This window comes from Janthinobacterium sp., from assembly GCF_009923995.1.
Lineage (GTDB): Bacteria > Pseudomonadota > Gammaproteobacteria > Burkholderiales > Burkholderiaceae_D > Janthinobacterium.
In genome coordinates this window covers 1-26,986 of sequence record NZ_RFSK01000017.1, presented here as the reverse complement: position 1 = coordinate 26,986, position 26,986 = coordinate 1, and the positions used below count along the sequence as shown (strand labels likewise).

At 63.6% G+C, this 26,986-nt stretch carries 30 protein-coding genes; 5 read left to right on the top strand and 25 right to left on the bottom strand.

Going from position 1 to position 26,986, the window contains the following annotated elements; all coding sequences use genetic code 11:
* Positions 1-64 precede the first annotated feature (64 nt).
* Positions 65-820: a transporter substrate-binding domain-containing protein gene (locus EBS11_RS11065; protein WP_290602950.1), complete on the top strand. Its 756-nt coding sequence runs from the start codon at positions 65-67 to the stop codon at positions 818-820.
* A gap of 4 nt (positions 821-824) precedes the next feature.
* Here EBS11_RS11065 and EBS11_RS11060 read toward each other — a convergent pair whose 3' ends face one another.
* Together EBS11_RS11060 and EBS11_RS11055 are read right to left on the bottom strand one after the other, a co-directional pair.
* Positions 825-1,526, bottom strand: a complete 702-nt coding sequence (locus EBS11_RS11060; RefSeq protein WP_290602946.1) for an isochorismatase family protein — start codon at positions 1,524-1,526, stop codon at positions 825-827.
* Positions 1,527-1,623: 97 nt separating this feature from the next.
* A complete protein-coding gene (locus EBS11_RS11055; RefSeq protein WP_290602943.1) occupies positions 1,624-2,490 on the bottom strand; it encodes a pirin family protein in 867 nt (288 codons plus the stop codon).
* 119 nt (positions 2,491-2,609) lie between these two features.
* Between EBS11_RS11055 and EBS11_RS11050 the strand changes: the two genes are divergently transcribed.
* Both EBS11_RS11050 and EBS11_RS11045 read left to right on the top strand, forming a co-directional pair.
* On the top strand, positions 2,610-3,515 hold the full coding sequence (locus EBS11_RS11050) for a LysR family transcriptional regulator (RefSeq protein ID WP_290602940.1): 906 nt from the start codon (positions 2,610-2,612) through the stop codon (positions 3,513-3,515).
* A gap of 47 nt (positions 3,516-3,562) precedes the next feature.
* The gene (locus EBS11_RS11045; protein ID WP_290602934.1) at positions 3,563-4,366 is read left to right on the top strand and encodes a metallophosphoesterase; all 804 of its coding nucleotides are present in this window, start codon (positions 3,563-3,565) and stop codon (positions 4,364-4,366) included.
* Here the strand turns inward: EBS11_RS11045 and EBS11_RS11040 are convergent.
* From EBS11_RS11040 to bla, 3 genes are all read right to left on the bottom strand, one after another.
* Positions 4,363-4,536, bottom strand: coding sequence for a hypothetical protein (locus EBS11_RS11040; protein ID WP_290602928.1), 174 nt, complete (start codon positions 4,534-4,536; stop codon positions 4,363-4,365). The genes EBS11_RS11045 and EBS11_RS11040 overlap by 4 nt on opposite strands.
* A gap of 11 nt (positions 4,537-4,547) precedes the next feature.
* Positions 4,548-5,756: an RtcB family protein gene (locus EBS11_RS11035; protein ID WP_290602924.1), complete on the bottom strand. Its 1,209-nt coding sequence runs from the start codon at positions 5,754-5,756 to the stop codon at positions 4,548-4,550.
* Between the two features lie 281 nt (positions 5,757-6,037).
* On the bottom strand, positions 6,038-6,994 hold the full coding sequence (bla, locus tag EBS11_RS11030) for a subclass B3 metallo-beta-lactamase (RefSeq protein ID WP_290602923.1): 957 nt from the start codon (positions 6,992-6,994) through the stop codon (positions 6,038-6,040).
* A gap of 137 nt (positions 6,995-7,131) precedes the next feature.
* On the opposite strand from bla, the gene EBS11_RS11025 reads away from it, so the two are divergent.
* Positions 7,132-7,935, top strand: a complete 804-nt coding sequence (locus tag EBS11_RS11025; RefSeq protein WP_290602918.1) for a metallophosphoesterase — start codon at positions 7,132-7,134, stop codon at positions 7,933-7,935.
* Here the strand turns inward: EBS11_RS11025 and EBS11_RS11020 are convergent.
* On the bottom strand, positions 7,905-8,459 hold the full coding sequence (locus EBS11_RS11020; RefSeq protein WP_290602914.1) for a dihydrofolate reductase family protein: 555 nt from the start codon (positions 8,457-8,459) through the stop codon (positions 7,905-7,907). The genes EBS11_RS11025 and EBS11_RS11020 overlap by 31 nt on opposite strands.
* 41 nt (positions 8,460-8,500) lie before the next feature.
* Between EBS11_RS11020 and EBS11_RS11015 the strand changes: the two genes are divergently transcribed.
* Positions 8,501-9,100, top strand: a complete 600-nt coding sequence (locus tag EBS11_RS11015) for a TetR/AcrR family transcriptional regulator (protein WP_290602911.1) — start codon at positions 8,501-8,503, stop codon at positions 9,098-9,100.
* Here EBS11_RS11015 and EBS11_RS11010 read toward each other — a convergent pair.
* The 19 genes from EBS11_RS11010 to EBS11_RS10920 all read right to left on the bottom strand — a co-directional run.
* Positions 9,097-9,876 carry an enoyl-CoA hydratase gene (locus tag EBS11_RS11010; protein ID WP_290602909.1) on the bottom strand — a complete coding sequence of 260 codons (780 nt, stop codon included), beginning with the start codon at positions 9,874-9,876 and terminating at the stop codon, positions 9,097-9,099. The genes EBS11_RS11015 and EBS11_RS11010 overlap by 4 nt on opposite strands.
* A gap of 95 nt (positions 9,877-9,971) precedes the next feature.
* On the bottom strand, positions 9,972-11,168 hold the full coding sequence (locus EBS11_RS11005) for an acetyl-CoA C-acyltransferase (RefSeq protein ID WP_046682137.1): 1,197 nt from the start codon (positions 11,166-11,168) through the stop codon (positions 9,972-9,974).
* A gap of 60 nt (positions 11,169-11,228) precedes the next feature.
* Positions 11,229-11,675, bottom strand: a complete 447-nt coding sequence (locus EBS11_RS11000; RefSeq protein ID WP_290602905.1) for a YiiD C-terminal domain-containing protein — start codon at positions 11,673-11,675, stop codon at positions 11,229-11,231.
* Positions 11,676-11,737: 62 nt separating this feature from the next.
* Entirely contained in the window at positions 11,738-14,137 is a 2,400-nt protein-coding gene (locus tag EBS11_RS10995) for a 3-hydroxyacyl-CoA dehydrogenase/enoyl-CoA hydratase family protein (RefSeq protein ID WP_290602904.1), read from the bottom strand.
* A 14-nt stretch (positions 14,138-14,151) separates the two neighbouring features.
* Positions 14,152-15,942, bottom strand: coding sequence for an acyl-CoA dehydrogenase C-terminal domain-containing protein (locus EBS11_RS10990; RefSeq protein WP_290602903.1), 1,791 nt, complete (start codon positions 15,940-15,942; stop codon positions 14,152-14,154).
* 66 nt (positions 15,943-16,008) lie between these two features.
* Positions 16,009-16,635, bottom strand: a complete 627-nt coding sequence (locus EBS11_RS10985; RefSeq protein ID WP_290603089.1) for a TetR/AcrR family transcriptional regulator — start codon at positions 16,633-16,635, stop codon at positions 16,009-16,011.
* A 279-nt stretch (positions 16,636-16,914) separates the two neighbouring features.
* On the bottom strand, positions 16,915-17,304 hold the full coding sequence (locus tag EBS11_RS10980) for an RNA-binding S4 domain-containing protein (RefSeq protein ID WP_290602902.1): 390 nt from the start codon (positions 17,302-17,304) through the stop codon (positions 16,915-16,917).
* Positions 17,301-18,464: a cardiolipin synthase ClsB gene (clsB, locus tag EBS11_RS10975; protein WP_290602901.1), complete on the bottom strand. Its 1,164-nt coding sequence runs from the start codon at positions 18,462-18,464 to the stop codon at positions 17,301-17,303. The genes EBS11_RS10980 and clsB overlap by 4 nt, the downstream gene beginning before the upstream one ends.
* A gap of 9 nt (positions 18,465-18,473) precedes the next feature.
* Complete coding sequence (locus tag EBS11_RS10970) at positions 18,474-19,295, bottom strand: endonuclease/exonuclease/phosphatase family protein (RefSeq protein WP_290602900.1); 822 nt, start codon at positions 19,293-19,295, stop codon at positions 18,474-18,476.
* Positions 19,296-19,366: 71 nt separating this feature from the next.
* The gene (locus EBS11_RS10965) at positions 19,367-19,669 is read right to left on the bottom strand and encodes a hypothetical protein (protein WP_290602894.1); all 303 of its coding nucleotides are present in this window, start codon (positions 19,667-19,669) and stop codon (positions 19,367-19,369) included.
* Positions 19,670-19,739: 70 nt separating this feature from the next.
* The gene (locus EBS11_RS10960; protein WP_290602893.1) at positions 19,740-20,033 is read right to left on the bottom strand and encodes a hypothetical protein; all 294 of its coding nucleotides are present in this window, start codon (positions 20,031-20,033) and stop codon (positions 19,740-19,742) included.
* A gap of 19 nt (positions 20,034-20,052) precedes the next feature.
* Positions 20,053-20,517 carry a dihydroneopterin triphosphate diphosphatase gene (gene nudB, locus EBS11_RS10955; protein ID WP_290602889.1) on the bottom strand — a complete coding sequence of 155 codons (465 nt, stop codon included), beginning with the start codon at positions 20,515-20,517 and terminating at the stop codon, positions 20,053-20,055.
* A gap of 92 nt (positions 20,518-20,609) precedes the next feature.
* Entirely contained in the window at positions 20,610-22,415 is a 1,806-nt protein-coding gene (gene aspS / locus EBS11_RS10950; RefSeq protein ID WP_290602882.1) for an aspartate--tRNA ligase, read from the bottom strand.
* Between the two features lie 62 nt (positions 22,416-22,477).
* On the bottom strand, positions 22,478-23,113 hold the full coding sequence (locus EBS11_RS10945) for a DUF502 domain-containing protein (protein ID WP_290602881.1): 636 nt from the start codon (positions 23,111-23,113) through the stop codon (positions 22,478-22,480).
* A 40-nt stretch (positions 23,114-23,153) separates the two neighbouring features.
* Positions 23,154-23,465, bottom strand: coding sequence for an FmdB family zinc ribbon protein (locus tag EBS11_RS10940; protein ID WP_290602880.1), 312 nt, complete (start codon positions 23,463-23,465; stop codon positions 23,154-23,156).
* A 91-nt stretch (positions 23,466-23,556) separates the two neighbouring features.
* Complete coding sequence (locus EBS11_RS10935; RefSeq protein WP_290602875.1) at positions 23,557-24,159, bottom strand: methyltransferase; 603 nt, start codon at positions 24,157-24,159, stop codon at positions 23,557-23,559.
* A 19-nt stretch (positions 24,160-24,178) separates the two neighbouring features.
* Positions 24,179-25,750: a ubiquinone biosynthesis regulatory protein kinase UbiB gene (ubiB, locus tag EBS11_RS10930; protein ID WP_290602871.1), complete on the bottom strand. Its 1,572-nt coding sequence runs from the start codon at positions 25,748-25,750 to the stop codon at positions 24,179-24,181.
* A complete protein-coding gene (locus EBS11_RS10925; protein ID WP_290602864.1) occupies positions 25,747-26,397 on the bottom strand; it encodes an SCP2 sterol-binding domain-containing protein in 651 nt (216 codons plus the stop codon). Before EBS11_RS10925 ends, ubiB begins: the two co-directional genes overlap by 4 nt.
* A 152-nt stretch (positions 26,398-26,549) precedes the next feature.
* Positions 26,550-26,986, bottom strand: a 437-nt coding sequence (locus tag EBS11_RS10920; RefSeq protein ID WP_290602859.1) for a Tim44-like domain-containing protein, incomplete at its 5' end; no start/stop codon positions are given.

The window sequence follows — 26,986 nt, the reverse complement described above, 5'->3', positions numbered from 1 at the left end:
GACTTCCGTGGCGGTTCTGGCAAATTGAATATCAAGTTGAAACTCTAGGATGCACCGTATGCGCATGCGCGATCTCCTGTTTGCGGCAATGCTCGGCGTAGCTGCCCTGCCCGCCGCCGCCTGCCGCATGACGATGGCGCTCGAGCAGTGGCCGCCGTATGTGTACCGCGATGCACAGGACCGCTATACGGGCCTGGACCTGGAATTGCTGCAAGCCATCTTCAAGGAAGCGCGCTGTATCCTGGTCACCTTGCCGGAATTGCCCACGGCGCGGCGCGAACTGCTGTTCCAGCAAGGAAAGCTGGACCTGATGCTGGCCGCCTCCGAGACGCCCGAACGGCTATCGTATGCCCGCTTTTCCGTCGCCTACCGCGACGAGGCCGTGGGCTTGTTCAGCAAACCGGGCAATGCCGCCGGCCAGCGCCCCGCCGCCAGCTTCGCGCAGCTGGCGCGCGGCAAGGCGACCCTGCTGGCGCCGAAAGTGGGCTGGTATGGCGCGCAGTACGCGGCGGCGCGGCCGATGCTGGAACAGGCCGGCCGCCTGAATGCCTTCGGCAGCTTCCAGCAGGGCGTGCGCATGCTCGACGCGGGCCGCGCCGACCTGCTGATGGGCGACGTGCTGGCCGTGCGCCACGAAGCGCGCTTGCAGGGCGTCGCCCTGACCGCCCTGCCCTTTTTCGTCCTGCGTGCGCCCGTGCACCTGATGCTCAATGCGCGCAGCACCAGCGCCGCCGACCTGGCGCGCCTGAACGCCGCCATCACCCGCCTGGAACAGCACGGCGCGCTGGCGGCAATACGCGCCCGCTACGACGCGCCTTGACGCTTCAGCCCTTGCCGGCCGCCTCGAGGATTTCCAGCTTCGTCTCGCGGCCATGCTGCTGCACGCCTTGCGCCTTGTCGTAGCTTTCGATCAGCGCGCGGTATGGCGGCACGATATGGTCCGTCATGATGGCGGCGAACTCCATCGCGTCGGCGCGGTTCCAGGTGCTCATCACCTCGGCCAGCACGGCATACGTATCAATCGGCACGGCGCCGGCCTGCGCCACGCGCGCCATGGTGATGTCGGTGGCCATCTTCGACCAGTTGCCGGACGCATCGATGATGGCAAACACCTTGTAGCCGGCCGCCAGCGCGCTGATGGTGGGGAAGGCCATGCACACGCTGGTGAGGGTGCCGGCGATGAGCAGCGTCTTGCGGCCCGTCTTTTCGATGGCCTCGACCCAGGCCGGATTGTCCCAGGCATTGATCTGGCCCGTGCGCGGGATGTAGACGGCGTCCGGGTTGAAATGGTGGATTTCCGGGATCAATGGACCGTTCGGGCCATCGGGCACGGACGCGGTGGTAAACGTCGGCATATTAGCCAGGCGCGACAGCTTGGCCAGTGCCGTGACATGGCCGCGCAGCACGTGCTGCTCGATGTCGCGCACCAGCTGGAACAGGCCGCTCTGGTGGTCGATCAGCAGCATGACGGCGTCGTCGGCATCGATCATCGGGGGCAAACCGTTGAAATTGGCGGGGGTGCTCATGGTGGTCTCCTGAAATGGCGCCTTCCGGCGGCGCCGTAGGTATGCCCATGCCGCGGGATGCGGCATGGGGTATCGCTTGCTGCTCGGTGCTTGCTGCTTACTGCTCGATACGGGCGAAGCGGCCGCTGTTGAAATCCTCGAACGCCTGCACGATTTCCGCTTCGGTATTCATGACGAAGGGACCATGGCCGACGATGGGTTCCTCGATCGGCTCGCCGCTCAGCAGCAGTACCACGGCGTCGTTGTTCGCCTCGATGGTGATGCTGTCGCCATCGCGCTCGAACAGCGCCATCTGCGCTTCGCGCACCACGCTCTCGCCGTTCACCAGCACCGTGCCGTGCAGGACGACCAGCGCCGTGCTCCAGCCCCTGGTCACGGGCAGCTCCGTCACCTTGCCCTGGGCCAGACGCATGTCCCACACCTGCATCGGCGAGAAGGTGCGGGCCGGGCCATGCTGGCCGCCCAATTCGCCGGCGATGACGCGCACGGAACCGGCGCCGTCCGGCAGCGCCACCGTGGGAATGGTGTCGTTGGTGATGGCCTGGTAGCCCGGCGCCGTCATCTTGTCTTTTGCCGGCAGGTTCACCCACAGCTGCACCATTTCCAGGGTGCCGCCCGACTGCGTGAAGGCAGGCGAGTGGAACTCTTCATGCAGGATGCCGGCACCGGCCGTCATCCACTGCACGTCGCCGGGGCCGATCACGCCACCCTGGCCCGTCGAATCGCGGTGCGCCACTTCGCCCTTGTAGACGATGGTCACCGTTTCAAAGCCCCGGTGCGGATGCGAACCGACGCCGGGTGGGCGCGTGCCGGGCGCAAACTCGGCGGGGCCGGCATAGTCGAGCAGCAGGAAGGGGCTCAGCTGCCTGCCATGGCCGTTGTACGAAAACATCGAGCGCACGGGAAAACCGTCGCCAACCCAATGCTGGCGGGGTGCGCTGTAGATACCGGTAATTTTGTTCATCTCGATCTCCTGTTGGGGTGTGCATTACGATGGAGACAGAATACGCTTGCAACGATGAAGGCGGTAGACGGTAAAATTTGCCATCAGCGTTCCAAAAATAGAACGATCAAGGAGGCGACATGCAGGACCTGAATGACTTGTATTACTTTGTGCAGGTGGTGGACCATGGCGGCTTCGCGCCGGCCGGGCGCGCGCTGGGCATGCCGAAATCCAGGCTGAGCCGGCGCATCGCCCTGCTGGAAGAGCGCCTGGGCGTGCGCCTGCTGCAGCGCACGACGCGGCACTTCTCCGTCACCGACGTGGGACAGTCGTTTTATGAGCATTGCAAGGCCATGCTGGTGGAAGCGGAGGCGGCACAGGAAGCCATCGAGCTGACGCGCGCGGCGCCACGCGGCACGGTGCGCCTGTCCTGCCCCATCGCCCTGCTGCACTCCCTGGTGGCGCCCATGCTGGCCAGCTTCATGCGCGACCATCCCCAGGTGACGGTGCTGCTGGAAGCGACCAACCGCCGCGTCGACCTGGTGGCCGAAGGCATCGACGTGGCCATCCGCGTGCGCCCGCCGCCGCTGCCCGACAGCGACCTGGTGCTGCGCGTGCTGGCCGAGCGCAGCCAGTGCATGGTGGGCAGCCCCCTGCTGTTCGCCGGCGCGCCCGTGCCGAAGGCGCCAGCCGACCTGGCCGACTGGCCCAGCCTGGCCCTGGGCGCGCCGCAGCAGCACTACCAGTGGGACTTGCACGGCCCCGATGGCGCGCGCGCCCAGCTGCGCCATGCGCCGCGCTTCGTCACGGGCGACATGCTGACCCTGCGCGACGCGGCCGTGGCCGGCGTGGGCGTGGTGCAGCTGCCGACCATGCTGATCGTCGAGCAGGTGGCCAACGGCAGCCTGCTGCCGCTGATGGAGCAATGGCGGCCACAGCGCGAAATCATCCACGCCGTCTTCCCCTCGCGGCGCGGCCTGCTGCCGGCCGTGCGCCTGCTGATCGACCACCTGGCGCAGGGCTTCGCCGCGCTGCAGGAAGAGTGAGCCATTTCGGGTAGGATGACGGTCTCTCCCTGCGTCTGGACAACCGCATGCGTTTATTGATCCTGTCGGACCTGCATCACGAGTTATGGCGCGACGAGGCGCCGCAAGGCGACCTTGCGCTCAGCTGTCCCGACGCCGTGATCCTGGCCGGCGACATCGACACGGGCAGCCGTGCCGTCGCCTGGGCTGCCACCGCCTTTGCGGGACTGCCCGTGCTGTACGTGCACGGCAACCACGAGGGTTACGGCCACCACCTGGACAAGGTGCGCCAGGAGCTGCGCGCGGCCTGCGCCGCCACGCCGAACGTGCATTTTCTCGATGCGAATGCCCACGTCCTAAAAGACCCGGCGGGCAAGCAGGTGCGCTTCCTGGGCGCCACGCTGTGGACGGATTTCCGCCTGCTGGGCGACGATACGCGGCAGGCGGCCATGCGCGACGCGGAAGCCGTCATGAACGACTACAAGCGCATCCGCCTGGCCGGCATGGGCTTTCGCAAGCTGCGCGCGGCCGACACGGCCATGTTCCACGCGCAGCAAAAGGCCTGGCTGGCGCGCGAACTGGCGCAGCCCTTCGATGGCCATACAGTCGTCATCAGCCACATGGCACCGTCGCTGCAATCGGTCGACGATGCCTACGGCAGCGAAGGATGCGCGCCCGCCTACGCTTCGCGCCTGGACGACCTGGCCGCGCAGGCGGACCTGTGGGTGCACGGCCACATCCACGCCTCGCGCGACTACCGCATCGGCCCCTGCCGCGTGGTCAGCAACCCGTGCGGCTACAGGACGCGCAGCGGCGCGCCGCAAAATCCCGACTTTGATCCGGACTTCATCGTCGAGCTGCCGCCCCGCTAATCGTCAGGCTTGAGCCGTCCCGCCAGCCATTGCTGCAGGCGGTGCTTGCCGGCCCGGCGCGCCGCGCGCGGCGACGCTTCCGACTGGTGCGCGCCGGCGCCGCCGCGCAATCGGGCGGCCGCCACCAGCGGGTTGCGCGGCTTGGGCGAGGCTTTCACTTTGATTTTCATATCCTCTCCTGTCAGCCCTTGATGCAGACTACCTGGCGCAGGGTATGCACCACTTCCACCAAGTCGCTCTGGTGCGCCATGACGGCGTCGATATTCTTATAGGCAGCCGGGATCTCGTCGACCACGCCGCCATCCTTGCGGCATTCGATGCCGGCCGTCTGCTCGGCCAGGTCGAAATGGTTGAAACGGCGCTTCGCCTCGCTGCGGCTCATGCTGCGCCCCGCCCCGTGCGAGCAGGAACAGAACGATTCCGGGTTGCCCTTGCCGCGCACGATGAAGCTGCGCGCGCCCATGCTGCCGGGGATGATGCCCAGCTCCCCCTGCCGCGCCGAGATGGCGCCCTTGCGCGTCACATACAAATCCTCGTTGCCGTGCGTTTCGCGCGCGATGTAGTTGTGATGGCAGTTGATGGCTTCCCCGTCCAGCTGGAACGGCGGTGCGAACTTCGCCAGCACGTCGAGCACGCGACGCATCATCTCGCCGCGGTTGAGCAGCGCGTAATCCTGCGCCCAGTCCACCGCCTCCACGTAGTCGTCAAACACGGTGGAGCCTTCGCTCAGGTAAGCCAGGTCCGCATCCGGCAGCTGCAGCTGGTGGCGCCGCATGTCCTTCTGCGCGGCGGCGATGAAATAGCGGCCGATGGCGTTGCCGATGCCGCGCGAACCCGAATGCAGCATGACCCATACGCGCTGCTCCTCGTCGAGGCAGATTTCAATGAAGTGGTTGCCGCCGCCGAGGGTACCCGCCTGGCAGATCCACGTGCGCTCGAACTGGCGCAGCATCTTGGCGATGCCGCGGTGGCGCTCGACGATGTGCTCCAGGCGCCCGGCAAGGGGCCGCGCGGCACGCGCATGGCGCGAGCCCTGCACGCGGCTCCAGTCGTGCTGCTCGAAGCCGACAGGAATCTCCGCTTCGATGGCGCTGCGCAGGCGCGCCAGGTTGTCGGGCAGCTCGCTGGCCGTCAAGGTCGTGCGCACGGCATTCATGCCGCAGCCGATGTCGACACCCACGGCAGCCGGGATGATGGCGCCGCGCGTGGGAATCACGCTGCCGACGGTGGCGCCGATGCCGGCATGCACGTCGGGCATGGCCGCCACGTGCGGATAAACGATGGGCAGGCTGGCGATATGCTGCAGCTGGCGCAGCGCCTGCGCGTCGATATCGTCGGTAAAAATATGCACGGGCACATGGGCGCCGCGCAATGTCTGATGAATGGGCATAACGGTATTCCTTGGTATTGTCGTTATGCCGGGGTCCTGGTAAACCAAAAAACCCCGGCGAGTTTCCTCACCGGGGTTTTGAAGGACACCGGCTCGGGATCGGCAATGCTGCCGATGGCCCCGAGCGTCATGCACGGGGCTAGTGGTAGATCAATTTGCTGCCAGCCTGCTCGAACATGGGTATCCTTTCTTTTGTCTGGTTAATCTGCACTGCGGATGCCGATTCTGCACCGTATGCTGCGGTGCGTCAACCGCTTTTCATGGTGCATGCGCCAATGTTGTCATTTTGCCGCAGCCTCGCCCGCCGCAGCTTTTTCCTTGGCAATGCGCGCATCGAGCTTGGCTTCATTTTTGGCCGCATAGTCGCGGCACGCCTGCGTATCGATGAAGGGATTCGGCGCGGCGCCTTCCAGCAGGCGCTTGAGTTTGTCATCGGCGCCGGAATGGTCGGGGTGGGCGGAAATGAGGATGTCGCACGGCAGCCTGGCGAAGTCCTGCATGGTGCGGCGGAAGGCCGGCGTCATGTCGCCGTGTCCCGCACCGCCGCTGAAGTGGAAATGCCCGGCGGCCACCGGCGTAAGGCTGGCGCCGAACACCACGTTCAGGCACTCGCGCCCTTCCGCGTCTTCGCACGACACCCAGGTCCAGCTGGTGCTGCCCGGCGTATGGCCCGGCGTGTAGCGCGCCGTCACCGCCACGCCGCCCAGCCGCAGGGTTTCGCCGTCGGCGATCTCGCGCACGTTGGCCACGGCCGGCATGGCATCGATTTCGCCCGCCTGCGGGTCCGTGTCGAGCACCCTGCCCGCGCGCAGCGCCTGCGCCCCCAGCGGACTGGCGATGACTTGCGCGCCGCTGTCGCGCGCCAGCGCGGCGATGCCGCCCGAATGGTCGAAGTGCGCTTCCGTATTCAGGATGAACTTGATGTCCTGCAGGCGAAAGCCCAGTTCGAGGATATGCTCCTCGATGGCGGCCACCGATTGCGGCAGCGCGCCGTCGATCAGGATCAGGCCGTCGCGCGTGTGGATCAGCGCCACGCTCAAGCCGCCCACACCCACGTAATAGGTGTCGCCATGGATGCGCGCCGGCTGCTGCGGGCGGTTCCATTGCGCCGCATACGGCGAAGCGATCGGCTGCGTCAGGGGATCAAGGGCCGGCGTGGCCGCCTGTGCAATGGATGGCAGCGACACGGTGGCCAGGGCGATACCCAACAAGGTCTTGGAAAGGAAGAATGGCGACATGCGGCTCCAGAGGTGAATGGCGGTAAACGATGCCACAGGGTAACGTCGCCAGCCGTGCGCGGTCAAGCAGGCCTGTGCGGCGACATGCGCTACGATAGAGGTCCATCCACTGCCGCGCGCCCAGCCGCCCTATTGCCATGCGTTTGCTGATCCTGTCCGACCTGCACCTGGAAGTCTGGGGTGACGACACTCCCGCCATCGACCTTGCCGCCAGCCGCCCCGACGCGGTGATCCTGGCCGGCGACATCGACACGGGCAGCAACGCCATCGCCTGGGCCGCGCGCACCTTCGGCGCCCTGCCCGTGCTGTACGTACATGGCAACCACGAGGGATATGGGCATCAGCTCGAACACATGCAGGACGCCGTGCGCGACGCCTGTACCAGCGCGAATGCGCATGGGGCCAACATCCGCCTGCTCGATGGCGACGCCGTGGTGCTCGACGGCGTGCGCTTTCTCGGCGCGACGCTGTGGACGGACTTCCTGCTGTTCGGCGCCGAGCGCCAGGAAGAAGCCCAGAATGCGGCGCAAGCCTATATGCCCGACTACAAGCGCATCAGCACGGGCGGCGATGCGCCGCGCCTCCTGTGCGCGGCCGACACGGCGCAGCTGCACGCGCGGCACAAGGCCTGGCTGGAGCGGCAACTGGCGCAGCCCTTCGACGGCAGGACGGTGGTCATCACGCACATGGCGCCGTCGATGCTGTCGGTGGAAGAGCGGTACGCGAGCAACCTGGGCTCGCCCGCGTTTGCCTCGCAGCTCGATGCGCTGGTGGCGCAGGCCGACCTGTGGGTGCATGGCCACATGCACGCCTCGCTCGACTATCGCATCGAGGCATGCCGCGTCGTCTGCAACCCGTGCGGCTACAGGCGGCCCGATGGCATGCCGGAGAATGAACGTTACGACCCGGGCTACATCGTCGAGCTGGCCACCGTGGCTTGACGTTTTCCGTAACGCAGCTGCACCACGCCGCTGGGCAGCTGGCGCGTGCCCTCCAGGCGCCAGTCGCTGCGCGGCAAGCCATCCTCGAACAGGCGCACGCCCCTGCCCAGCACCACGGGCAGCACGGACAAGGTGAGGCTGTCGATGACGCCTTCGCGCAAGCCGGCGCGGATGACGGCACCGCCATCGAGGTAGACGTGGCGGCAGCCTTCGGCCGCCAGCTGCGCCAGCACCGCTGCCACGCTGTCTTCGCGGCGCTCTTCGCCATGGCGCGGCGCGAAGTCGCGGTGGCTGAGCACCAGCACGCGCTTGCCCGCATACGGCCACGGCTCGAAGCCCAGCACGGCGTCATACGTGGTGCGCCCGATCAGCAAGGTATCGACCTGCGCCATCAGGGCCGTATAACCGGTGGCCTCGGGCGAGTCTGGCGCCAGTTCGGCCAGCCAGGACAGGTCGCCGTCTTCTCCCGCGATGCAGCCATCAAGACTGATGCCGAGAAAGACGCTGACGAAAGGTTGTTGCATGATGTGCCCTCCAATTAATTCTACAGTGTAGAATTATGCCCATGCAAATGCCAAAAACTCAAGCCTCAAAAAATCCCGTGCGCCGCGCCGGGCGTCCGCGCCGCGCCGCACCCGCGCTGGACAGCGCCAGCATCCTGCAGGCGGCCCTGTCCCTGCTGGAAGAGCAAGGCGAAGCGTTTTCCATGCGCGCGCTGGCGCAGCGCCTGGGCGTCGATGCCATGGCGCTGTATCACTATTACGCAGGGAAAGAAGAGTTACTGCTGGCCCTGATGGTCGAACGCTTCGCCGCGCTCGATCCGCGCCAGCCGCCGTTTACGCGGCGCCAGGCGCCCCGGCGGCGTGTACTGGCGCTGTGCGCGCTGTACCTGGAGCTGGTCAGCACGACGCCCTATTTCGTGCGCCTGATGGCGCGCGGGCTGGTCACGCAAGCCGACGTGGCCGACCGGTTTACGGCGCTGTTCGAGCTGGCCGTCGATGACCTGGCGCTGGACAAAAAAACCCGCTTGCGCGGGCGCGATGCGCTCGTCGATTTCCTGCATGGCTATGCGCTGGCCGGCAGGCCGGTGGGCGAGACGCACTGGCACGCCTCGGTTTCCCTGATCCTGGCCGGCATGCAGGCCAGTATTGAAGCAAGCGCTTAATTGAACTGCTTGAAATCCGGCTTGCGCTTCTGGAAGAAGGCCGTAAACGCTTCCTTCGCCTCGGCGCCGCCCAGCATGGCGCTGAACAGTTTGTTTTCGTCCGCGATGGCGGCCTTCATCGGCTCCATGCGGCTTTGCTTCATCAGGCGCTTGGTGGCGCGGATGGAGGCCGCTGGCAGGGCCACCAACTTGGCGGCCTGGCCTTGGGCGAACGTCATCAGGTCGTACAGGGGCACGACTTTCGACACGAGGCCCATTTCCAGCGCTTCCTGCGCGGGGAAGGACTCGCCCAGCATCAGTTTTTCCGCCGCGCGCGGGTAGCCGGCCAATTGCGTGAGCAGCAGGCTGGAGCCGAATTCCGGGCACAGGCCCAGCTGCGTGAACGGCATCGAGAAGCTGGCGTTGTCGGCCGCATACACCAGGTCGCAGTGCATCAACAGCGTCGTGCCAATGCCGATGGCGGGGCCGGAAACGGCCGCCACCACGGGCTTGCTGCTGCCGTACAGGGCGCGCATGAACTGGAACACGGGACGGTCATGGTCGAGCGAGCCGTCGCTTGGCCGCGCCGTCTTCATGAAGTCGTCGAGGTCGTTACCGGCCGTAAAAATCTCGCGCTTGCCGCAGATCAGGATGGCGCGCACGGCGTCGTCGCTCTCCGCCGCCACCAGCGCATCGGCCAGGGTCTGGTACATGGCGCCCGTGATCGCATTCTTGCGTTCCAGGCGGTTGAATTCCAGGGTCAGGATGCCCTCGCTCGTGCTGCACAAAATATCCATGTCGTCTCCAAAAAGATAAAGGGCGCCAGGGTAATCCCCAGCGCCCAAGTTTTGACTAATCCAATCTGACCTCTTGCGTCACGACGCCTGTGTCATCAGACGCGCTCGAAGATGCCGGCCGCGCCCATGCCGGCGCCCACGCACATCGTGACCATGCCGTACTTCTGCTTGGTGCGCTGCAGCGCGTGGATCACGGTGGCGGCGCGGATGGCGCCGGTGGCGCCCAGCGGGTGGCCCAGGGCGATCGCGCCGCCCATCGGGTTCACTTTGGCCGGGTCCAGGCCCAGGTCGCCGATGACGGCCAAGGCTTGCGCGGCAAACGCTTCATTCAGCTCGATCCAGTCCAGCTGGTCCTGCGTGATGCCGGCGGCGGCGCACGCTGCGGGAATGGCGAATTTCGGACCGATGCCCATGATTTCCGGCGGCACGCCGCGCACGGCGAACGAGGAGAATTTCGCCAGCGGGGTCAGGTTGTGCTCGCGCAAAATCTTCTCGCTGACGATCAGCAGCGCACCGGCGCCGTCGGACATCTGCGAGCTGTTGGCGGCCGTGACGGAACCCTTGGCGGCGAAGACGGGCTTGAGCTTGGCCAGCGACTCCATCGACGAATCGGCGCGCGCGCCTTCGTCCGTGTCGACCGTGCGGCGCGTGACATCGACCTGGCCGGTAGCCAGGTTCGGCGTGCGCGTGATGATTTCCACTGGCGTCGTTTCCGCCTTGAAGAAACCGGCTTGCTGCGCGGCGATGGCGCGGCGGTGCGATTCGACGGAGAACGCGTCCTGCTGTTCGCGCGACACTTTCCATTGCTGCGCCACTTTTTCTGCCGTCAGGCCCATGCCGTAAGCCATGCCGATGTTTTCGTCGCTGAACATGTCCAGGTTCATCGATGGGTGGTGACCCATCATCGGTACCATCGACATCGATTCGATACCGCCGGCGATCATCACGTCGGCTTCGCCCACGCGGATGCGGTCGGCCGCCATGGCAATGGCCGTGATGCCCGAAGCGCAGTAGCGGTTGACGGTGACGCCGCCCACGGTTTTCGGCAAGCCGGCCAGCAGCACCGAGTTACGCGCAATGTTGAAGCCCTGCTCCGCTTCCGGGAATGAGCAGCCAATGATGGCGTCGGTGATCAATGCCGGGTCCAGGCCAGGGGCTTGCGCCAGTGCTGATTGCAACACGCGCACCAGCAGGTCGTCCGGGCGGGTGTTCTTGAACATGCCGCGCGGCGCCTTGCCGATCGGGGTGCGGGTTGCAGAGACGATGTACGCGTCTTGAAGTTGTTTGCTCATTTTGTTCTTTCAAAGATGTTGAACGAAGTTCGTGTTCTGTCGAATGTCCGGGGTGGAGGCTTATCGCTTCTGCGACAGATACCAGTCCACCGTCACCTGTGCCGCCAGCGTGCCTTCAGAGTCGAAGATATCGACTTCCACGGGAAACGCCACCTTGCCATCCTGCGCCAGCTGCGCCTTCAGCGCAGCCAGGTCGCCCGGTACCCGGCCTTCGGCGCGCGTCGCGCCTTTGGCCACCTTCTGGTACTGGATGCGCGACTCCTTGGCCACCGGGCGCAAGCCCAGTATCAGCTCGGCGAAGCCGCCCGCCATGGCCGCGCCGGAAGCCGTTTCGGCCAGGGTAAACAAGGCGCCCGCATGCTGCGTGCCCAGGTGATTATTCAGTTTCGGATCTTCCGGCATCGACACCTTCGAGGTGCCGGCGCCGATCTCGTCGATGCTGATCCCCAGCAGCCGCACGAAGGGCAAGGTGTCCATCATCTGTTGTTTGATACGGTCATACACCATGCTTGGCCTCACGCGCAGTAATACTGTAAATACGAGGGACAGGATCGTCATCGACGCTGTGCTTAGTTGCGTACCGGCTTACCGGTCTGCATCATGCCCATGATCCGTTCCTGGGTTTTCGGATGGTTCAACAGCTCCAGGAATGCCTTGCGTTCCATATCCAGCAGCCACTGTTCGCTGACGAAGCTGCCCTGGTCCACGTCGCCGCCCGATACGATCTCGGCGATCATCTCGCCCAGCTTGAAATCGTGCGCCGAAATGAAGCCGCCGTCGCGCATGTTGACCAGCTGCGCCTTGATGGTGCCCCAGCCGTAACGGCCCGTCACCTGGATCAGCGACGGCAGTTGCGGACGGAAGCCCGCGTCGAACATGGCGCGCGCTTCGACCTTGGCCACGTGCAACAGCTCATAGGCGTTGAACACGATCACGTCGTCTTCCTTCAGGTAGCCCATTTTCTTCGCTTCCAGCGCCGATTTCGACACGTTGGCGGTGGCTGCATTGGTGAAGCCCGTTTTCAGGAATTGCAGGATGTCGTTGCCCTTGGCTTCCTTGTAGGCGCGCTGCGCCGCTTCCTTCAGACCGCCGCCGGCAGGAATCAGGCCCACGCCCACTTCCACCAGGCCGATGTAGGACTCGATCGAAGCCACGCGCTTCGAGGAGTGCAGCGCCAGTTCGCAACCGCCGCCCAGCGCCAGGCCCGCCACCGCGGCAATCACCGGCACGTTCGCGTATTTCAGCGACATGAAGGTCTTCTGCAGTTCGGCGATGATCGGATCGACGGCTTTCACGCCGCCCTGCATGAATGCAGGCAGGGCCGATTGCAGGTCAGCGCCGGCCGAGAAGGCACCGCCTTCGGCTGCGTCGGCGTGCCAGATCACCAGGCCCTTGAAGTTCTTCTCGGCTTCGGCCAGGGCCAGTTTCAGGCCGTTGATCACGCCTTCGCCGATCACGTGCATCTTGGTCTTGAACGAGATGATCAATACATCGTCGCCCGTATGCCAGACGCGCACGGATTCGTCTTCGAAGACGGTGGTGCCGGCCGTCTTGCCGTCGATGGCGCCGCTGCCCAGCACTGGCGCGCGGAATGGCTGGCGGTCGTACACGGACAGGGTCGAACGGGGCACGAAGCTGTTCGAGACGGCGGAGTACGAGCCTTCCGGCGTATGCACGCCGCCTTTTTCAGCGACCGGACCTTCGAAGACCCACGCTGGCAACGGCGCGTTGCACAGCGCATTGCCGGCGTCGATGTCTTCCTTGACCCAGTTCGCCACTTGCAGCCAGTTCGATGCCTGCCACGTTTCAAACGGGCCGACATTCCAGCCGAAGCCCCAGCGCATGGCGAAGTCGATGTCGCGCGCGTTGTCGGCCACGGTGTCCAGGTGGATGGCGATGTAGTGGAAAGCGTCGCGGAAGATCGCCCACAGGAACTGGCCTTGCGGGTTGGTCGATTCGCGCAGCGCCTTCATCTTCTTGACCGGGTCCTTTTCCTTCAGGATGCGGGCGATGATGTCGGCAGCCTTGCCGCCGCCGGTCACGTAGTCGCCGGTGGCGAAGTCCAGGCGCTGGATCTCCTTGCCGACCTTCTTGTAGAAGCCCGCGCCGCTCTTCTGGCCCAGGGTGCCTTTTTCGACCAGCGACGCCAGCACGGCCGGTGTCTTGTACACGCTGAAGAACGGGTCGTCCGCCAGGTTGTCCTGCATGGTCTTGATCACATGGCCCATGGTGTCCAGGCCGACCACGTCCGCCGTGCGGAAGGTGCCCGACTTGGCGCGGCCCAGCTTGGCGCCGGTCAGGTCATCGACGACATCCACGGACAGGCCGAATTTTTCCGCTTCATGCATCGTCGCCAGCATGCCGAAGATGCCGACGCGGTTGGCGATGAAGTTCGGCGTATCCTTGGCGCGCACGACGCCCTTGCCCAGGGTGGTCGTCAGGAAGGCTTCGAGCTGGTCGAGGATTTCCGGCTTCGTCGACGTCGTCGGGATCAGTTCCACCAGGTGCATATAGCGTGGCGGATTGAAGAAGTGCACGCCGCAGAAGTGCGCTTTCAGGGTTTCGTCGAAGCCGTCGGCCAGCTTGTTGATCGACAGGCCGGAAGTGTTGGAGGCGAAGATCGCGTTCGGCGCGATATGCGGCGCAACCTTTTGATACAGGTCATGTTTCCAGTCCATGCGCTCGGCGATGGCTTCGATGATCAGGTCGCAACCGGCCAGCAGGTCCAGGTTGTCTTCGTAGTTGGCCACCTGGATCAGCGCGGCGTCATCCTTGTTGCCCAGCGGCGCAGGCGACAGCTTTTTCAGGTTCTCGATGGCGCGCAGCACGATGCCATTCTTCGGACCTTCCTTGGCCGGCAGGTCGAACAGCACGACCGGCACTTTCGCGTTGATGCAGTGGGCGGCGATCTGCGCACCCATCACGCCGGCGCCGAGGACGGCTACTTTTTTAACGATGAAATTGGTCATATTTTCCTCAAGTCTTAGAACAGGTCTGCGTCGAGTGCCATCAGGTTGGCCGAACCGGAACGCGCCTGACGGATCAGGGTTGCCGTTTCAGGCTGCAAGCGGGCGAAGTAGAAACGTGCGGTAGCCAGTTTGGCGGTGTAGAAGGTGTCGCCGCTGGACTCTTTTTCGAGGGCGATCTTGGCCATCTGCGCGAACAGGTAGCTGTAGATCATGTGGCCGACGACGCGCAGGTAAGGCACGCATGCCGCGCCCACTTCGTCCGGATTCTGGAATGCCTTCATGCCGATTTCCATGGTCAGCTTGGTGACCTTGTCGCCCAGGTCGCCCAGTGGCGTGACGAATTCGCTCATCGCTTCATCGGTGCCATTGTCTTCGACGAAAGCCTTGATCTTCTCGCCGAACTTGCGCAGCTTGGCGCCGTTGTCGCCCAGGATCTTGCGGCCCAGCAGGTCCAGCGACTGGATCGTGTTGGTGCCTTCGTAGATCATGTTGATGCGCGCATCGCGCACATACTGCTCCATGCCCCATTCCGCAATGTAGCCGTGGCCGCCGAACACCTGCATGGCGTCCGAGGTGGCGATCCAGGCATTGTCGGTGATGAAGGCCTTGATGACGGGCGTCAGCAGGGCCACTTCGTCGGCCGCTTCCTTGCGCACGTCGGCGTCCGGGTGGTGCAGTTCACGGTCGATCTGCAGCGCCACGTAGGAGGTGAAGGCGCGCGCGCCTTCGGCGTAGGCTTTGCCCGTCAACAGCATACGGCGCACGTCCGGGTGCACGATGATGCGGTCGGCCGGCAGTTCCGGGTTCTTGATGCCGGACAGCGAACGCATTTGCGTGCGGTCCTTGGCGTAGATCAGCGCGTTCTGGTAGGCGATTTCCGTCAGGCCCAGCGACTGCATGCCCACGCCCAGGCGGGCCGCGTTCATGAAGACGAACATGGCATTCAAGCCCTTGTTCGGCTGGCCGATGATCCAGCCTTTCGCGCCGTCCAGGTTCATCTGGCAGGTCGAATTGCCGTGGATGCCCATTTTTTCTTCGATGGCGCCGCAGGTGATCGGATTGCGTTCGCCGACGGAACCGTCCGCGTTCGGCAGGAACTTCGGCACCAGGAACAGCGAGATGCCTTTCGAGCCTTCCGGTGCGTCCGGCACGCGGGCCAGCACCAGGTGCAGGATGTTTTCCGACATGTCGTGCTCGCCGGCCGAGATGAAGATCTTGTTACCGGTGATGGTCCAGGAACCGTCCGCCTCAGGCAGCGCTTTCGAGCGCAGCAGGCCCAGGTCGGTGCCGCAGTGCGGTTCGGTCAGGCACATGGTGCCCGTCCATTCGCCCGACACCAGCTTCGGCAGGTAGACTTCCTTCTGGTGGTCCGTGCCGTGTTCCTTCAGGCACTCGTAGGCACCATGCGACAGGCCAGGGTACATGGACCAGGCCTGGTTCGACGAGTTCAGCATTTCATAGAACGAATTGTTCAAGACGACGGGCAAGCCCTGGCCGCCGTATTCCGGATCGCAGGCCAGTGCCGCCCAGCCGCCTTCGACGTACTGCTTGTAGGCTTCCTTGAAGCCTTTCGGCGTGGTCACGCTTTTCGTGACGGGGTCATGGTGGCAGCCTTCGCGGTCGCCCGAGTGGTTCAGCGGGAACAATACTTCGGAAGTGAATTTGCCGCCCTCTTCCAGCACCTGGTTGATGATGTCGGCGTCGACTTCGGCGTAATGCGGCATCTGCTTCAGTTCTTCTTCCACTTGCAGGAACTCATGCAGGACGAATTGCATATCCCGGATTGGCGCGACGTATTGACCCATAATTTTCTCCTGAAGGCGTTTGGCTAAAGTGTGTACTGGTAAATTGCGTGTTCGTTGCTGCGAAAACTACTGATTTCTGACGGCTGCTTCTTGACTGGCTGCTGCGGGATTCTGGTACGACGCCAGCAGGCGGACAAAGCCCGCTTGCGCCCGTTCGATGCTGCCCGGCACGCGCAGGAAGCGCGCATCGTGATGCAGGGCCAGGATCAGGCCATACATCTCGTACACCAGCTGCTGGGCGTCCGTGTCCGCTTTCAGGTCGCCCGTGGCGATCGATTGCTCGACACAGCGCAGCAGCGCGCCCTGCCAGGCCCGCACCATGGCCACCAGGGCTTCGCGGATGGGGCCGGGACGGTCGTCATACTCGACGGCGCCGCTGATATAGATGCAGCCGGAAGCGATTTCCACGCTGACCCGCTTGACCCAGCGCGCAAACATCGATTGCAGGCGGGCGATGCCGCGCGGCTCTTTCATGCTGGGGAAAAAAACTTCCTGCTCGAAACGATAGTGGTAGAGCTTGAGCACTTCCATCTGCAAGTCTTCGCGCGAGCCAAAGTGGGCAAACACGCCCGACTTGCTCATGTTCATTTTGTCCGCAAGCAAGCCGATGGTCAGGCCTTCCAGGCCGTCGCGGCTGGACAGGTCCAGCGCCACGTCGAGAATGGCTGCCCGGGTCAGTTCGCCCTTGCGCATGAATTTGACTGAAGTATTCAAGAGGTCCGTTCTCAAAGTGATGTTGCCGATCTGGCGGATGGGAGCGCGGGCAAAAAAAGCACGCTCCGAAAAAATCCGAACGCTCGTACTATTATCCACTACAACATAAAAGTCAAACGGGAACTTTAGAGCCGGCGTTCTATTGGTGCAGCGCAGCATTCTTCGGCCGCGTGATTGGTGCTACTTTCGGGGCGGCAAACACGGGTTTCGCCCGGGATTGCCCCGGGTTTGCCCAGCCAGCGCCGCTGGCGGCGTACCTCAGTCGAGGCCGCCAGCCTTGTTCAGTTGACGGCGGTCGCGCTTGGTCGGCCGCCCCTTGATGGTACTGCCCGGCTCGCGGAACAGCTTGCGTTCTTCCGCCAGCTGTTCGCGGCGGGCGATGCTGGCCGGTGTTTCCCCATACAGCAAGCGCGCCACGGGCGCCGCGCCGCGCTTGTCGGACAGCCCCAGCACGGCCACTTCCCACGTCTCCGCGCCATTGTCGATGGCCAGCTCGTCACCCACGCGCACGCTGCGCGCCGGCTTGACCTTTTCGCCGCCCACTTTCACCTTGCCCGTGTCGACGGCCTCGCTGGCCAGCGAACGCGTCTTGAAGAAGCGCGCCGCCCACAGCCATTTGTCCAGCCTTACCGTTGTCAACTCGCTCATGCGTACTTGCCTACTGAAAAAATGCGCATCACCAGCCGGTACACAAGAAACGCCGCTTCATAGCCGATGCGGCGGAACCGGCCGATGTGCTTGAAATCATCCTGGTGGATGACGATGCCGTCCGCTACGCCCTGCTCGATGTGCTGGCGCAGGCTTTGCGCAAACGCAACGTCCTTGATGACCACGTTCGCTTCCTGGTTCAGGAACAGGCTCAGCGCATCGATGTTGCTGGAACCGACCGTCGCCCAGTCATCGTCGACGACGGCCACCTTGGCGTGCAGCTGCGTCTTGCGGTATTCGACGATCTTCACGCCGGCGGCCAGCAGCTTCGGATAGAACGAGTGCGCCACGGCATCCTGCATGCGGAATTCGCCCACGCCGATCAGCAGCACCACGTCGACGCCCCGCTGGGCCGCCTGGGCCAGGGCGCGGCGCAGCTTGTGGCCGGGCGCGAAATACGGGTTGGCCAGCATCACGCTTTTCCTCGCCTGGCCCAGCGCCTGCAGGTAGGCGCGCTGGATGGTGCGGCGGTTGCGCAGGTTGTCGCGCACGACGAATCCGGCCACGACGGGGTTCTTCGCCAGCTCCTTGCTGACGACGCGCATCTTGCGGTACAGCTTGATACGCCGCACCAGGTTCATCTTGCCCAGCCGCGCCCACTGCGCCTGCACCTCTTCATGGATGGCGTCCACCAGCGGCCCCTTCACCTGCACGGCGAAGTCCCAGCGGGGCGCTTCCAGGCTGATATTGTGGTCGTAGTCGCAAAACATGTCGTCGTTGATGTTGATGCCGCCCACGAGAGCGATCTCGCCATCGGCCACGCAGATCTTGCGGTGCGTGCGCGTGATGCCGCGCCGGAACCACGGGTTGAAGATGCGGTGGTGCACGCCGGCCGCTTCCAGCTGCGCATGCATGACATTGACCCGGCGGTTGCCCGTGCCGAACCAGTCCGTGATCATGCACACCAGCACGCCGCGCGCGGCGGCACGCTTCAGGGCATCGAGCACCAGGGTGCCCGTCGCATCGTCGGCAAAGATATACGTTTCAAAATAGACTTCCGCGCGCGCGCCATCAATGGCGGCGATCAAGGCGGGAAAGTAATCGGTGCCGCAATACAGCAGCTTGATGTCGTTGTGGGCGATGAAATTGACTGTGCGCATGCCGGCAGTCTACGCGAGTTTCAAAGCAGCAACTATCGGCGCGTGGTCCGACAGTTTTGCCCACAGGGTGCCGTGCATCACTTGCGCGCCTTCCACGTGGAAACCGCGCACATAGATGCGGTCCAGGCGGAACCACGGCAAGGCGGCGGGAAAGGTACGTGCCGGCACGGGCACGGGGGTTTTCGTCTGGCGCCGCGCCAGGGTGCGCACGAGGTCGCCCAAGGCCGAGTTCGACGCACGCTGGTCGAACACTTCCACCACGCCCAGTGCATTGCGCAGCTTGTCGCTGAGCGTGTTGCGCCAGTCGTTGAAGTCGCCCGCGATGATGACGGGTTCGCCATTCGGCGCCGATTCCATGACGGCATCGATGAGAGCCTGCGTTTGGCGCCCCCGTCCCGATTCGAACAAACCCAGGTGCACCACGTAGCAGTGCACGTCGGCCTGCGGCGTCCTGAGTACGCAATGCAGGATGCCGCGCTGTTCGTAGGCGTGGTCGGAGACGTCGTGGTTGGTTTGCGAGGCGATGGGAAACTTGCTCAGCAGAGCATTGCCATGGTGGCCATGGTCATACACGGCATTCATGCCGTAGGCGGAATGGTGTTCGGCGCCGGCAAAGAATTCATGCTGCGACGCTTCCGGCCAATGCTTGTGGCCGTTTTTCTCGGCACCATAGCGGGCCGCATTGCGGTCGTGCTTGCCCTGCACCTCTTGCAAAAAAACAACATCGGCATTGAACAGGGCAATCGCCTGCTTTAAAGCATGCACGCGGGGCAAGCCCCGTACGGACGAGACGCCCTTGTGTATATTATAAGTTGCTACGCGGATTTTCATGCATTGATTCTACTCCCAGACAAGCCCCGCGCGGCGCCGGCGTAGGTGCGCGTGCGCACCCAAGTCCCACTTTATCTGCCGACCATCGCCAGCAGCAAACTATCGATGGCGCTGATGCTGCCCACCACCATGCCGATCACCCACAAGCCTTTCACCAGCCTGGGGGCGCTGCTCCAGCTGAAGGCGCCCCGCCCGCCGGCAAAGCAGCGGGGGTGCAGGAGAAATCCCAGCATCAGCAAGGGCAAACCGGCCTGTGGCAAGCGGACCTGGGGCTGATCGGGAAAACACACGGCGTACAAGGCGCCAAAAATCCAGGACAGGAAGATGGCGCCCAAGAGGCGCTGCTGAAAAGAAAGTTGAGACCAGTTCAGCATGCAAACCTTTCGTCATGAAGTAAAATTACCATTAAAGCAATAATACCATATGACAATAGTTTATAGAGCCTCAGGCCAGCATGCGGCCCACGCCCGCCGTCACGCTGACGATCAGCGCCGTGATGCCGGCCGCCCAGACGATCTTCACCAGCAATGGGGCGCCGCGCCAGGCCACCGTGCGCTTGCCCGGGGCAAATGCGCCCGGGTGCAGCAGCCAGCCGATGGCCATCAGGGGCATGCCGATGGGCGGCGTGCGGCCAGGCAGGGTGGAGCTAAACAGCAGGAAAATAAAACACAGGCAGAAAACGATGCCCACGGTACCCAGCAGTTTCTGCTGCGTCGTCAAATGAATCCAGTTCAACATGAAAGACTTTCTCGGTGGGTCAGGCAGGCCGTGCCAGGCCCGTCATGGCCGGCAGCAGCAAAATGGCTTCCGCATTGGAAGAGGAAAAACACCGGTCGGCCGCCGCCAGGTACGGCAGCCAGGCGTACTGCAGGTGCTCGCGCGGACTCAGGGTGATGACGACGTCGCGCGGCACCTGCACGCTGAAGACGTGCTCCGTGTTGCGCGTCACGCCCGGCGCGTAGCGGTGGCGCCAGATGGGGTAGATCTCGTACTCGTTCGCCAGGTGCCAGTCGCGCAGCACGATGCGTTCGCCATCGGCGACGATGCCGGTCTCCTCGCACAGCTCGCGCGCGGCCGTCTGCAGCAGCGGCTCGTCGACGGCGTCGACGGAACCGGTCACCGATTGCCAGAAGCCGGGCTGGCCCGCGCGCTCGATCAGCAGGACGTCGAGTTCGGCCGTATGAATGACGACCAGCACGGAAACGGGAATTTTATGGGTCATATCAACAATGAAAAAGGCGCCTCGTCAGCGCCTTTTGGGGTCAGACCCGGCGGGACTCGGCGTCCCCGTCTGACCCCAGCCTCGGTTAATGCTTAGCCTGCTACTTTTGGCTCGGCGCCGCGCAAACGGATGTGCAGTTCGCGCAGTTGCTTCTCGTCCACTTCCGACGGCGCCTGGGTCAGCAGGCACTGGGCGCGCTGGGTTTTCGGGAAGGCGATCACGTCGCGGATGGAATCGGAACCCGTCATCATGGTCACGATACGGTCCAGGCCGAATGCCAGGCCGCCATGCGGCGGCGCGCCGTATTGCAGGGCGTCGAGCAGGAAGCCGAACTTCAGCTGCGCTTCTTCCGCGTCGATCTTCAGTGCACGGAAGACCTTGCTTTGCACTTCTTCACGGTGGATACGGATGGAACCGCCACCCAGTTCCCAGCCGTTCAGGACCATGTCGTAGGCCTTGGCGATGCAGGCGCCCGGATTGCTTTCCAGCATGTCTTCATGGCCGTCTTTCGGCGCCGTGAACGGATGGTGGGTTGCCGTCCAGCGGTCCGCTTCCTCGTCATGCTCGAACATCGGGAAGTCGACCACCCACAATGGCTTCCACACGTCTTCGAACAGGCCCGATTTCTTGCCGAAATCGCTGTGGCCGATCTTCACGCGCAGCGCGCCGATGGCGTCGTTGACCACCTTGGCCTTGTCGGCGCCGAAGAAGATCAGGTCGCCGTCTTGCGCGTTGGTCAGTTCCACGATCTGTGCCAATGCCGCATCGTGCAGGTTCTTCACGATCGGCGATTGCAGGCCGTCGCGGCCCTTGGCTTTTTCATTGACCTTGATGTATGCCAGGCCCTTGGCGCCGTAAATGGCGACAAATTGCGTGTAGGCATCGATTTCCGAGCGTGGCATGGCGCCGCCGCCAGGTACCAGCAAGCCGACGACGCGGCCGTTCGGCATGTTGGCCGCGCCCGAGAAGACCTTGAAATCCACGTCTTTCATGACATCGGTCAAGTCCGTGAAAGCCAGCTTGACGCGCATGTCCGGCTTGTCGGAACCGTACAAGCCCATGGCCGTGGCGAAATCCATCACCGGGAACGGGTTCGGCAGGTCGATGTTCAGGGTGTTCTTGAAGACGACGCGTATCATGTCCTCGAACAGGTCGCGGATTTCCTGTTCCGTCAGGAACGAGGTTTCGCAGTCGATCTGCGTGAATTCCGGCTGGCGGTCAGCGCGCAAGTCTTCGTCGCGGAAGCACTTGGTGATCTGGTAGTAACGGTCGAAGTTGGCGACCATCAACAGTTGCTTGAACAACTGTGGCGATTGTGGCAAGGCGAAGAAATTGCCGGCGTTCACACGCGATGGCACGAGGTAATCGCGCGCGCCTTCTGGCGTGGACTTGGTGAGCATCGGCGTTTCGATGTCGATGAAGCCCAGCGCGTCGAGGTACTTGCGCACTTCCATCGTCACCTTGTAGCGCAGGCGCAGGTTGTTCTGCATTTGCGGGCGGCGCAGGTCCAGCACGCGGTGCGTCAGACGCGTCGTTTCCGACAGGTTGTCGTCGTCCAGCTGGAACGGCACGGGCACGGAGGCGTTCAGCACTTCCATCTCGGCGCAAACGACTTCGATCTTGCCCGAATTCAAGTTGGTGTTGATGGTGCCTTCCGTGCGCGCGGTCACGACGCCCGTCACGCGCAGACAGAATTCGTTGCGCACGGCTTCGGCGACCTTGAACATCTCCGCCTGTTCCGGGTTGCAGACGATTTGCACCAGGCCTTCACGGTCGCGCAAGTCGATGAAAATCAGGCTGCCGTGGTCGCGGCGGCGATGTACCCAGCCGCACAGGCTGACGGTTTGGCCCAGCATGGCTTCAGTGACGAGGCCGCAATATTGAGTACGCATAGACATAAAATTCTCAGTTCAGGTTAGTGAGTGTTCAATCCGGCCACGTCCCCGCGGGACGCCTGCCTTTATTCTTTGGCTGCCGGTACCGGGACCGGGGCCGTTACAGCGACAACTTCCGCAGGCGCCACCACGCCCATCGAGACGATGTACTTGAGCGCCGCATCGACGCTCATGTCGAGTTCGACCACATCGCTGCGCTTCATCATCAGGAAAAAGCCTGATGTCGGGTTGGGCGTCGTCGGCACGTACACGCTGACGTAATCGCCCACCAGGTGGTTCGCCGCATCGCCGCCCGGCACGCCGGTGAGGAAGGCGATGGTCCAGGAGTTCTGATGCGGATACGGCACCAGCACAGCCTTGCGGAAAGCATTGCCCGACGAGGAAAACAAGGTATCCGACACTTGCTTGACGCTCGAATACAGGGAATTGACGATGGGTATGCGCTGCAGCAAATTTTCCCACAGTTTCACCACATAATTGCCGACGAGGTTATTCGTCAACAGGCCCGTCAGGAACACGATGACTATCGTCAGTATCGTCCCCAGGCCGGGAATGTCAAAGCCGAACAGCGAGTTCGGGCGGAAACGTGCCGGTACCAGCAGCAGCGACTGGTCCAGGGTGCCGATCACCAGATTGAGTACCCAGACGGTAATGGCCAGCGGTACTAAAATCAGTAATCCGGTAATAAAGTATTTACGCATCGGTTTCTCGATAATGGAATGGGTCGGCGCACAGCGCGTTTCAGTCCGCTTTCGGCGCAGCGGCGGCAGGCGCGGGCGCCGGTGCCGCGGCGGCCGGTGCGCTGTCGGCCGGGGCTGCAGGCTTGGCGCTATCGGCCGGGCCCGTCGGAATGGCCGTGGTGGGCGCCGTGCCGCCGCGGAAATCGGTCGCGTACCAGCCCGTGCCCTTCAATTGGAAACCGGCTGCCGTCAATTGTTTCTTGAAACTGGGCTTGCCGCACGACAGGCACACCGTCAGTACTGGATCGGAGATCTTTTGCAAGACATCCTTGGCAAAACCACACTCGTCACAACGGTAAGCGTAAATCGGCATCTCTACTCCGAGAAAATCATCAAAAACCCTGAATTATAAAGCTTTTCCATCATCCTTTACGGAAATTGCCCGCTCGCCGGGCCTGCCAGGCTCAGTCCGCCCTGCGGCGCCAGCTCATCCAGCGCTCCTTGCCCGCGAAGACGGCAATGGAATCACTGACGGCCTCGTCGGCCAGGCAGTCGAAATGCGGCGCCAGCAATTCCTGCAGTGTCTCGCGCGAAATGCCAAACGGCGGCCCCTTGGCATTGTCGTCAAAGAAAAAGTAGCCGGCCAGCATGGCGCCCGGCGCCAGCAACTGGGCCCAGCGGGCCGCCACCTGCGGCCACATGGTGCGCGGCATGGCGCACAGGAAAGCCCGTTCATAGATCAGGTCCAGCGGCGCGGCGGGCTGCCAGGCAAAGAAATCCGCTTCCACCACCTGGCCTGCCCGCTCGCCCAGCTGCCCGCGTGCGGCGGCCACGGCGGCCGGCGAAAAATCGATGGCCGTGGCATCCCAGCCGTGGTCCAGCATGAAGGCCAGCTCATGGGCGGAGCCGCAGCCGGGAATCAGGCAGCGCAGCGGCGCCGGGCTGCCGGCCACAAAGCTGCGCAGGCGCGACGGCACGCCGCCGTGGTCCCAGGGCGTGAATTGCTTCTCGAATCGCTCGTCCCAGAAGGCGGGCGAGAGCGGATCGCGGGTCTGGAAGTCAGCCATCACTTACGTCCTCAGCGAGTTAAAACGGCAATTGGTGCCAGCGCATGAACACTTGCAAGCCCAGCGCGCCGAGCGCGAAGGCGCCCACGAAGTACACGATAAAGCTCAGCAAACGGTTGGTCTGACGTTGCTCGGCGAGCAATACTTTCATCAGTTCCACGTCGTTTTCGCGCGGTTCGCCGTGCACCGTCAAGGCCTGATGCAGCAAGCGCGGCAGTTGCGGGAAGATGTGCGCATAACGGGGCGCCTCGGCGCGCAGGCGCTCCATGAAGCCTTGCGGGCCCACCTGATTGCTCATCCATTTTTCCAGGTAGGGCTTGGCCGTCTGCCACAGGTCCAGTTCCGGGTCCAGCTGGCGGCCCAGGCCCTCGATATTGAGCAGGGTCTTTTGCAGCAGCACCAGTTGCGGCTGCACTTCCACGTTGAAGCGGCGCGACGTCTGGAACAGCCGCAGCAGGACTTGTCCAAAAGAAATATCCTTCAGCGGGCGGTCGAAGATGGGTTCGCAGCAGGCGCGCACGGCCGCTTCCAGTTCGTCGACGCGCGTATCCTTCGGCGCCCAGCCCGACTCGATGTGCGCCTCGGCCACGCGCTTGTAGTCGCGGCGGAAGAAGGCGAGGAAGTTCTGCGACAGGTAATCCTTGTCGTAGTCGTTCAAAGTACCGACGATGCCGAAATCGAGCGCGATGTAGCGGCCGAACGATTCGGGCGCGATGGACACGAGAATATTACCCGGGTGCATATCGGCATGAAAAAAGCCGTCACGGAACACTTGCGTGAAGAAAATTTCCACGCCATCGCTGGACAGCTTGCGCAAGTCCACGCCAGCCGCCACCAGGCGATCCGTCTGCGACACGGGGATGCCGTACATGCGTTCCATCACGATGACGCTGCTGGAGCAGTAATCCCAGTGCATCTCGGGCACCAGCAGCAGGTCCGAGTTGGCGAAGTTGCGGCGCAGCTGGCTGGCGTTGGCCGCCTCGCGCATCAGGTCCAGCTCGTCGTGCAGGTATTTGTCGAACTCGCCCACCACCTCTTTCGGCTTCAGCCGCTTGCTGTCGGCCCACAGGCGGCTGATCCAGCCGGCCGCGATATGCATCAGGGCCACGTCTTCGTCGATCAGCTTTTTCATGCCTGGACGCAAGACCTTCACGGCCACTTCGCGGCCGTCTTTCAGGGTGGCGAAGTGCACCTGGGCAATCGAGGCGGACGCCACCGGCTCGCGCTCGAAGCGGGCAAACAGCTGGTCCGGGTGCGCGCCCAGGGACTTGGTGATTTGCGCGATGGCCAGGTCGGAATCGAAGGGCGGCACGCGGTCTTGCAGGCGCGCCAATTCTTCGGCGATGTCGGGCGGCATCAGGTCGCGCCGCGTGGACAGCACCTGGCCGAACTTGACGAAGATCGGTCCCAGCTCTTCCAGCGCCAAGCGCAGGCGCAGGCCCCGTGGCGACGACAGGTCGCGCCAGAAAATCAGGGTGTCGATCAGCTTGGCGGTGCGGGGAACTTGCAGACCAGAAATCGCTATTTCATCCAGACCGTACTTGATGGAAACACGGATGATTTTAAACAGGCGCAGGAATTTCAATATCATGTAGACAAATCCGGTAAGGAGGACTGCGGCTGGAGGGCGGCGGCCGCCTTTTCCAGTCTGGCGAGGCGCTTGGCCAGGCGTTCGACGTCATCGCGCACGCGCGTCACGCCGGTGGAATACTCTTGCAAGGTGGTGGGACGGATCAGCATGGGCTGTTCGTCCAGGAAATACTCGGCCACGTTTTCCGCCAGCTTTTGCTGGCCCGTGCGCACGAAGGCGACGGCATCCTTCGCACCGGCGACGAGGCGCGTGGCGAGGATGGGGCCGAGTAGCTTTTCCAGGTCGTGTTCCGCTTCCCAGCGCAGGCCCTTGCTCAGTTGCGAAATCGCATTGGCAAATTCCGCATCGCCTTCGATCTTGACGTAGGAAAACGCCCGCTCGCGGTTTTGCAGGATCAGCGGCAGGTCGGACAATTTCACGCGGATGGTGACGTTGGCCGGCACGTCCGCCGGCGCCGTACCGGGAGCCCCCTCCAGCATGCCGGCGCTGTCGACGCGCAGGCGCAGGGCGACGGCCCCCGTGTCGATGCAGGCCAGCTTGCCCGCGTGCACGGCCAACTGCTGGCGCGCCCACGGCTCCTGCGCCAGCAGATGGTTGATGGTCGCGATGACGGGCGTCATCAGGGTGAGATCGGAAAATGGTGCCATCTATATACTGCGCGCCGCGCGCGCCCCCAAAAAGAAAAAACCGCCCATCAAACAAGGTGGGCGGTTTCGATCTTACCAGTTCAGCAGGAAAACTCCCTCAAGCACCACAGATAGATCGTGGGCTTAAGCTGCTATTCAGGAAATAATTATCATTAACCCAACTGTTGAATGCCTGCCAAGACCCAGCCGCTATTGCCGCTGACGGGTTTCGACATATTCCACACTTCGGCGAACGGTTCCGCTGCCGCGCCAGGCGCCGAGCGGATCATGCCCGTAAACTTCACGCTGGCCAGGTAATCGTTGACGCTCGTCTCGATGCCCAACAGTTCGGCATCGATGGTGACGACGTCCGTAAAGTCCGGCTGCGCGCCCCGTTCCTGGATCTGCATGCGCAGTTCCGCATACACTTCCGGCGACGTGAATTCGCGGATGTCGTTGACGTCCGCCTTGTCCCAGGCCGCTTGCAGGCGAATGAAATTGCTTTTCGCGTGGCGCAGGAAGGCTTCCTTGTCGAAGTCGCCTGGTACGCCCCATGGCGCGGCAGCCGGGGCCGGCTTGTCCAGGCCTACGCCGGACGAGACGGGCTGCA

What these genes read in the sequence shown, in the direction of transcription:
- EBS11_RS11005 (WP_046682137.1), bottom strand. Translation starts at nt 11,168, where the DNA reads ATGAGCAAACAACTTCAAGACGCGTACATCGTCTCTGCAACCCGCACC.
- EBS11_RS11000 (WP_290602905.1), bottom strand. Translation starts at nt 11,675, where the DNA reads ATGGTGTATGACCGTATCAAACAACAGATGATGGACACCTTGCCCTTC.
- EBS11_RS10925 (WP_290602864.1), bottom strand. Translation starts at nt 26,397, where the DNA reads ATGGCACCATTTTCCGATCTCACCCTGATGACGCCCGTCATCGCGACC.
- aspS (WP_290602882.1), bottom strand. Translation starts at nt 22,415, where the DNA reads ATGTCTATGCGTACTCAATATTGCGGCCTCGTCACTGAAGCCATGCTG.
- EBS11_RS10945 (WP_290602881.1), bottom strand. Translation starts at nt 23,113, where the DNA reads ATGCGTAAATACTTTATTACCGGATTACTGATTTTAGTACCGCTGGCC.
- EBS11_RS11045 (WP_290602934.1), top strand. Translation starts at nt 3,563, where the DNA reads ATGCGTTTATTGATCCTGTCGGACCTGCATCACGAGTTATGGCGCGAC.
- EBS11_RS10995 (WP_290602904.1), bottom strand. Translation starts at nt 14,137, where the DNA reads ATGACCAATTTCATCGTTAAAAAAGTAGCCGTCCTCGGCGCCGGCGTG.
- clsB (WP_290602901.1), bottom strand. Translation starts at nt 18,464, where the DNA reads ATGCGCACAGTCAATTTCATCGCCCACAACGACATCAAGCTGCTGTAT.
- EBS11_RS10970 (WP_290602900.1), bottom strand. Translation starts at nt 19,295, where the DNA reads ATGAAAATCCGCGTAGCAACTTATAATATACACAAGGGCGTCTCGTCC.
- EBS11_RS10965 (WP_290602894.1), bottom strand. Translation starts at nt 19,669, where the DNA reads ATGCTGAACTGGTCTCAACTTTCTTTTCAGCAGCGCCTCTTGGGCGCC.
- ubiB (WP_290602871.1), bottom strand. Translation starts at nt 25,750, where the DNA reads ATGATATTGAAATTCCTGCGCCTGTTTAAAATCATCCGTGTTTCCATC.
- EBS11_RS11060 (WP_290602946.1), bottom strand. Translation starts at nt 1,526, where the DNA reads ATGAGCACCCCCGCCAATTTCAACGGTTTGCCCCCGATGATCGATGCC.
- bla (WP_290602923.1), bottom strand. Translation starts at nt 6,994, where the DNA reads ATGTCGCCATTCTTCCTTTCCAAGACCTTGTTGGGTATCGCCCTGGCC.
- EBS11_RS11035 (WP_290602924.1), bottom strand. Translation starts at nt 5,756, where the DNA reads ATGCCCATTCATCAGACATTGCGCGGCGCCCATGTGCCCGTGCATATT.
- EBS11_RS11025 (WP_290602918.1), top strand. Translation starts at nt 7,132, where the DNA reads ATGCGTTTGCTGATCCTGTCCGACCTGCACCTGGAAGTCTGGGGTGAC.
- EBS11_RS11015 (WP_290602911.1), top strand. Translation starts at nt 8,501, where the DNA reads ATGCAAATGCCAAAAACTCAAGCCTCAAAAAATCCCGTGCGCCGCGCC.
- nudB (WP_290602889.1), bottom strand. Translation starts at nt 20,517, where the DNA reads ATGACCCATAAAATTCCCGTTTCCGTGCTGGTCGTCATTCATACGGCC.
- EBS11_RS10940 (WP_290602880.1), bottom strand. Translation starts at nt 23,465, where the DNA reads ATGCCGATTTACGCTTACCGTTGTGACGAGTGTGGTTTTGCCAAGGAT.
- EBS11_RS10935 (WP_290602875.1), bottom strand. Translation starts at nt 24,159, where the DNA reads ATGGCTGACTTCCAGACCCGCGATCCGCTCTCGCCCGCCTTCTGGGAC.
- EBS11_RS10980 (WP_290602902.1), bottom strand. Translation starts at nt 17,304, where the DNA reads ATGAGCGAGTTGACAACGGTAAGGCTGGACAAATGGCTGTGGGCGGCG.
- EBS11_RS11065 (WP_290602950.1), top strand. Translation starts at nt 65, where the DNA reads ATGCGCGATCTCCTGTTTGCGGCAATGCTCGGCGTAGCTGCCCTGCCC.
- EBS11_RS10960 (WP_290602893.1), bottom strand. Translation starts at nt 20,033, where the DNA reads ATGTTGAACTGGATTCATTTGACGACGCAGCAGAAACTGCTGGGTACC.
- EBS11_RS11040 (WP_290602928.1), bottom strand. Translation starts at nt 4,536, where the DNA reads ATGAAAATCAAAGTGAAAGCCTCGCCCAAGCCGCGCAACCCGCTGGTG.
- EBS11_RS11020 (WP_290602914.1), bottom strand. Translation starts at nt 8,459, where the DNA reads ATGCAACAACCTTTCGTCAGCGTCTTTCTCGGCATCAGTCTTGATGGC.
- EBS11_RS10985 (WP_290603089.1), bottom strand. Translation starts at nt 16,635, where the DNA reads ATGCGCAAGGGCGAACTGACCCGGGCAGCCATTCTCGACGTGGCGCTG.
- EBS11_RS11050 (WP_290602940.1), top strand. Translation starts at nt 2,610, where the DNA reads ATGCAGGACCTGAATGACTTGTATTACTTTGTGCAGGTGGTGGACCAT.
- EBS11_RS10990 (WP_290602903.1), bottom strand. Translation starts at nt 15,942, where the DNA reads ATGGGTCAATACGTCGCGCCAATCCGGGATATGCAATTCGTCCTGCAT.
- EBS11_RS11010 (WP_290602909.1), bottom strand. Translation starts at nt 9,876, where the DNA reads ATGGATATTTTGTGCAGCACGAGCGAGGGCATCCTGACCCTGGAATTC.
- EBS11_RS11055 (WP_290602943.1), bottom strand. Translation starts at nt 2,490, where the DNA reads ATGAACAAAATTACCGGTATCTACAGCGCACCCCGCCAGCATTGGGTT.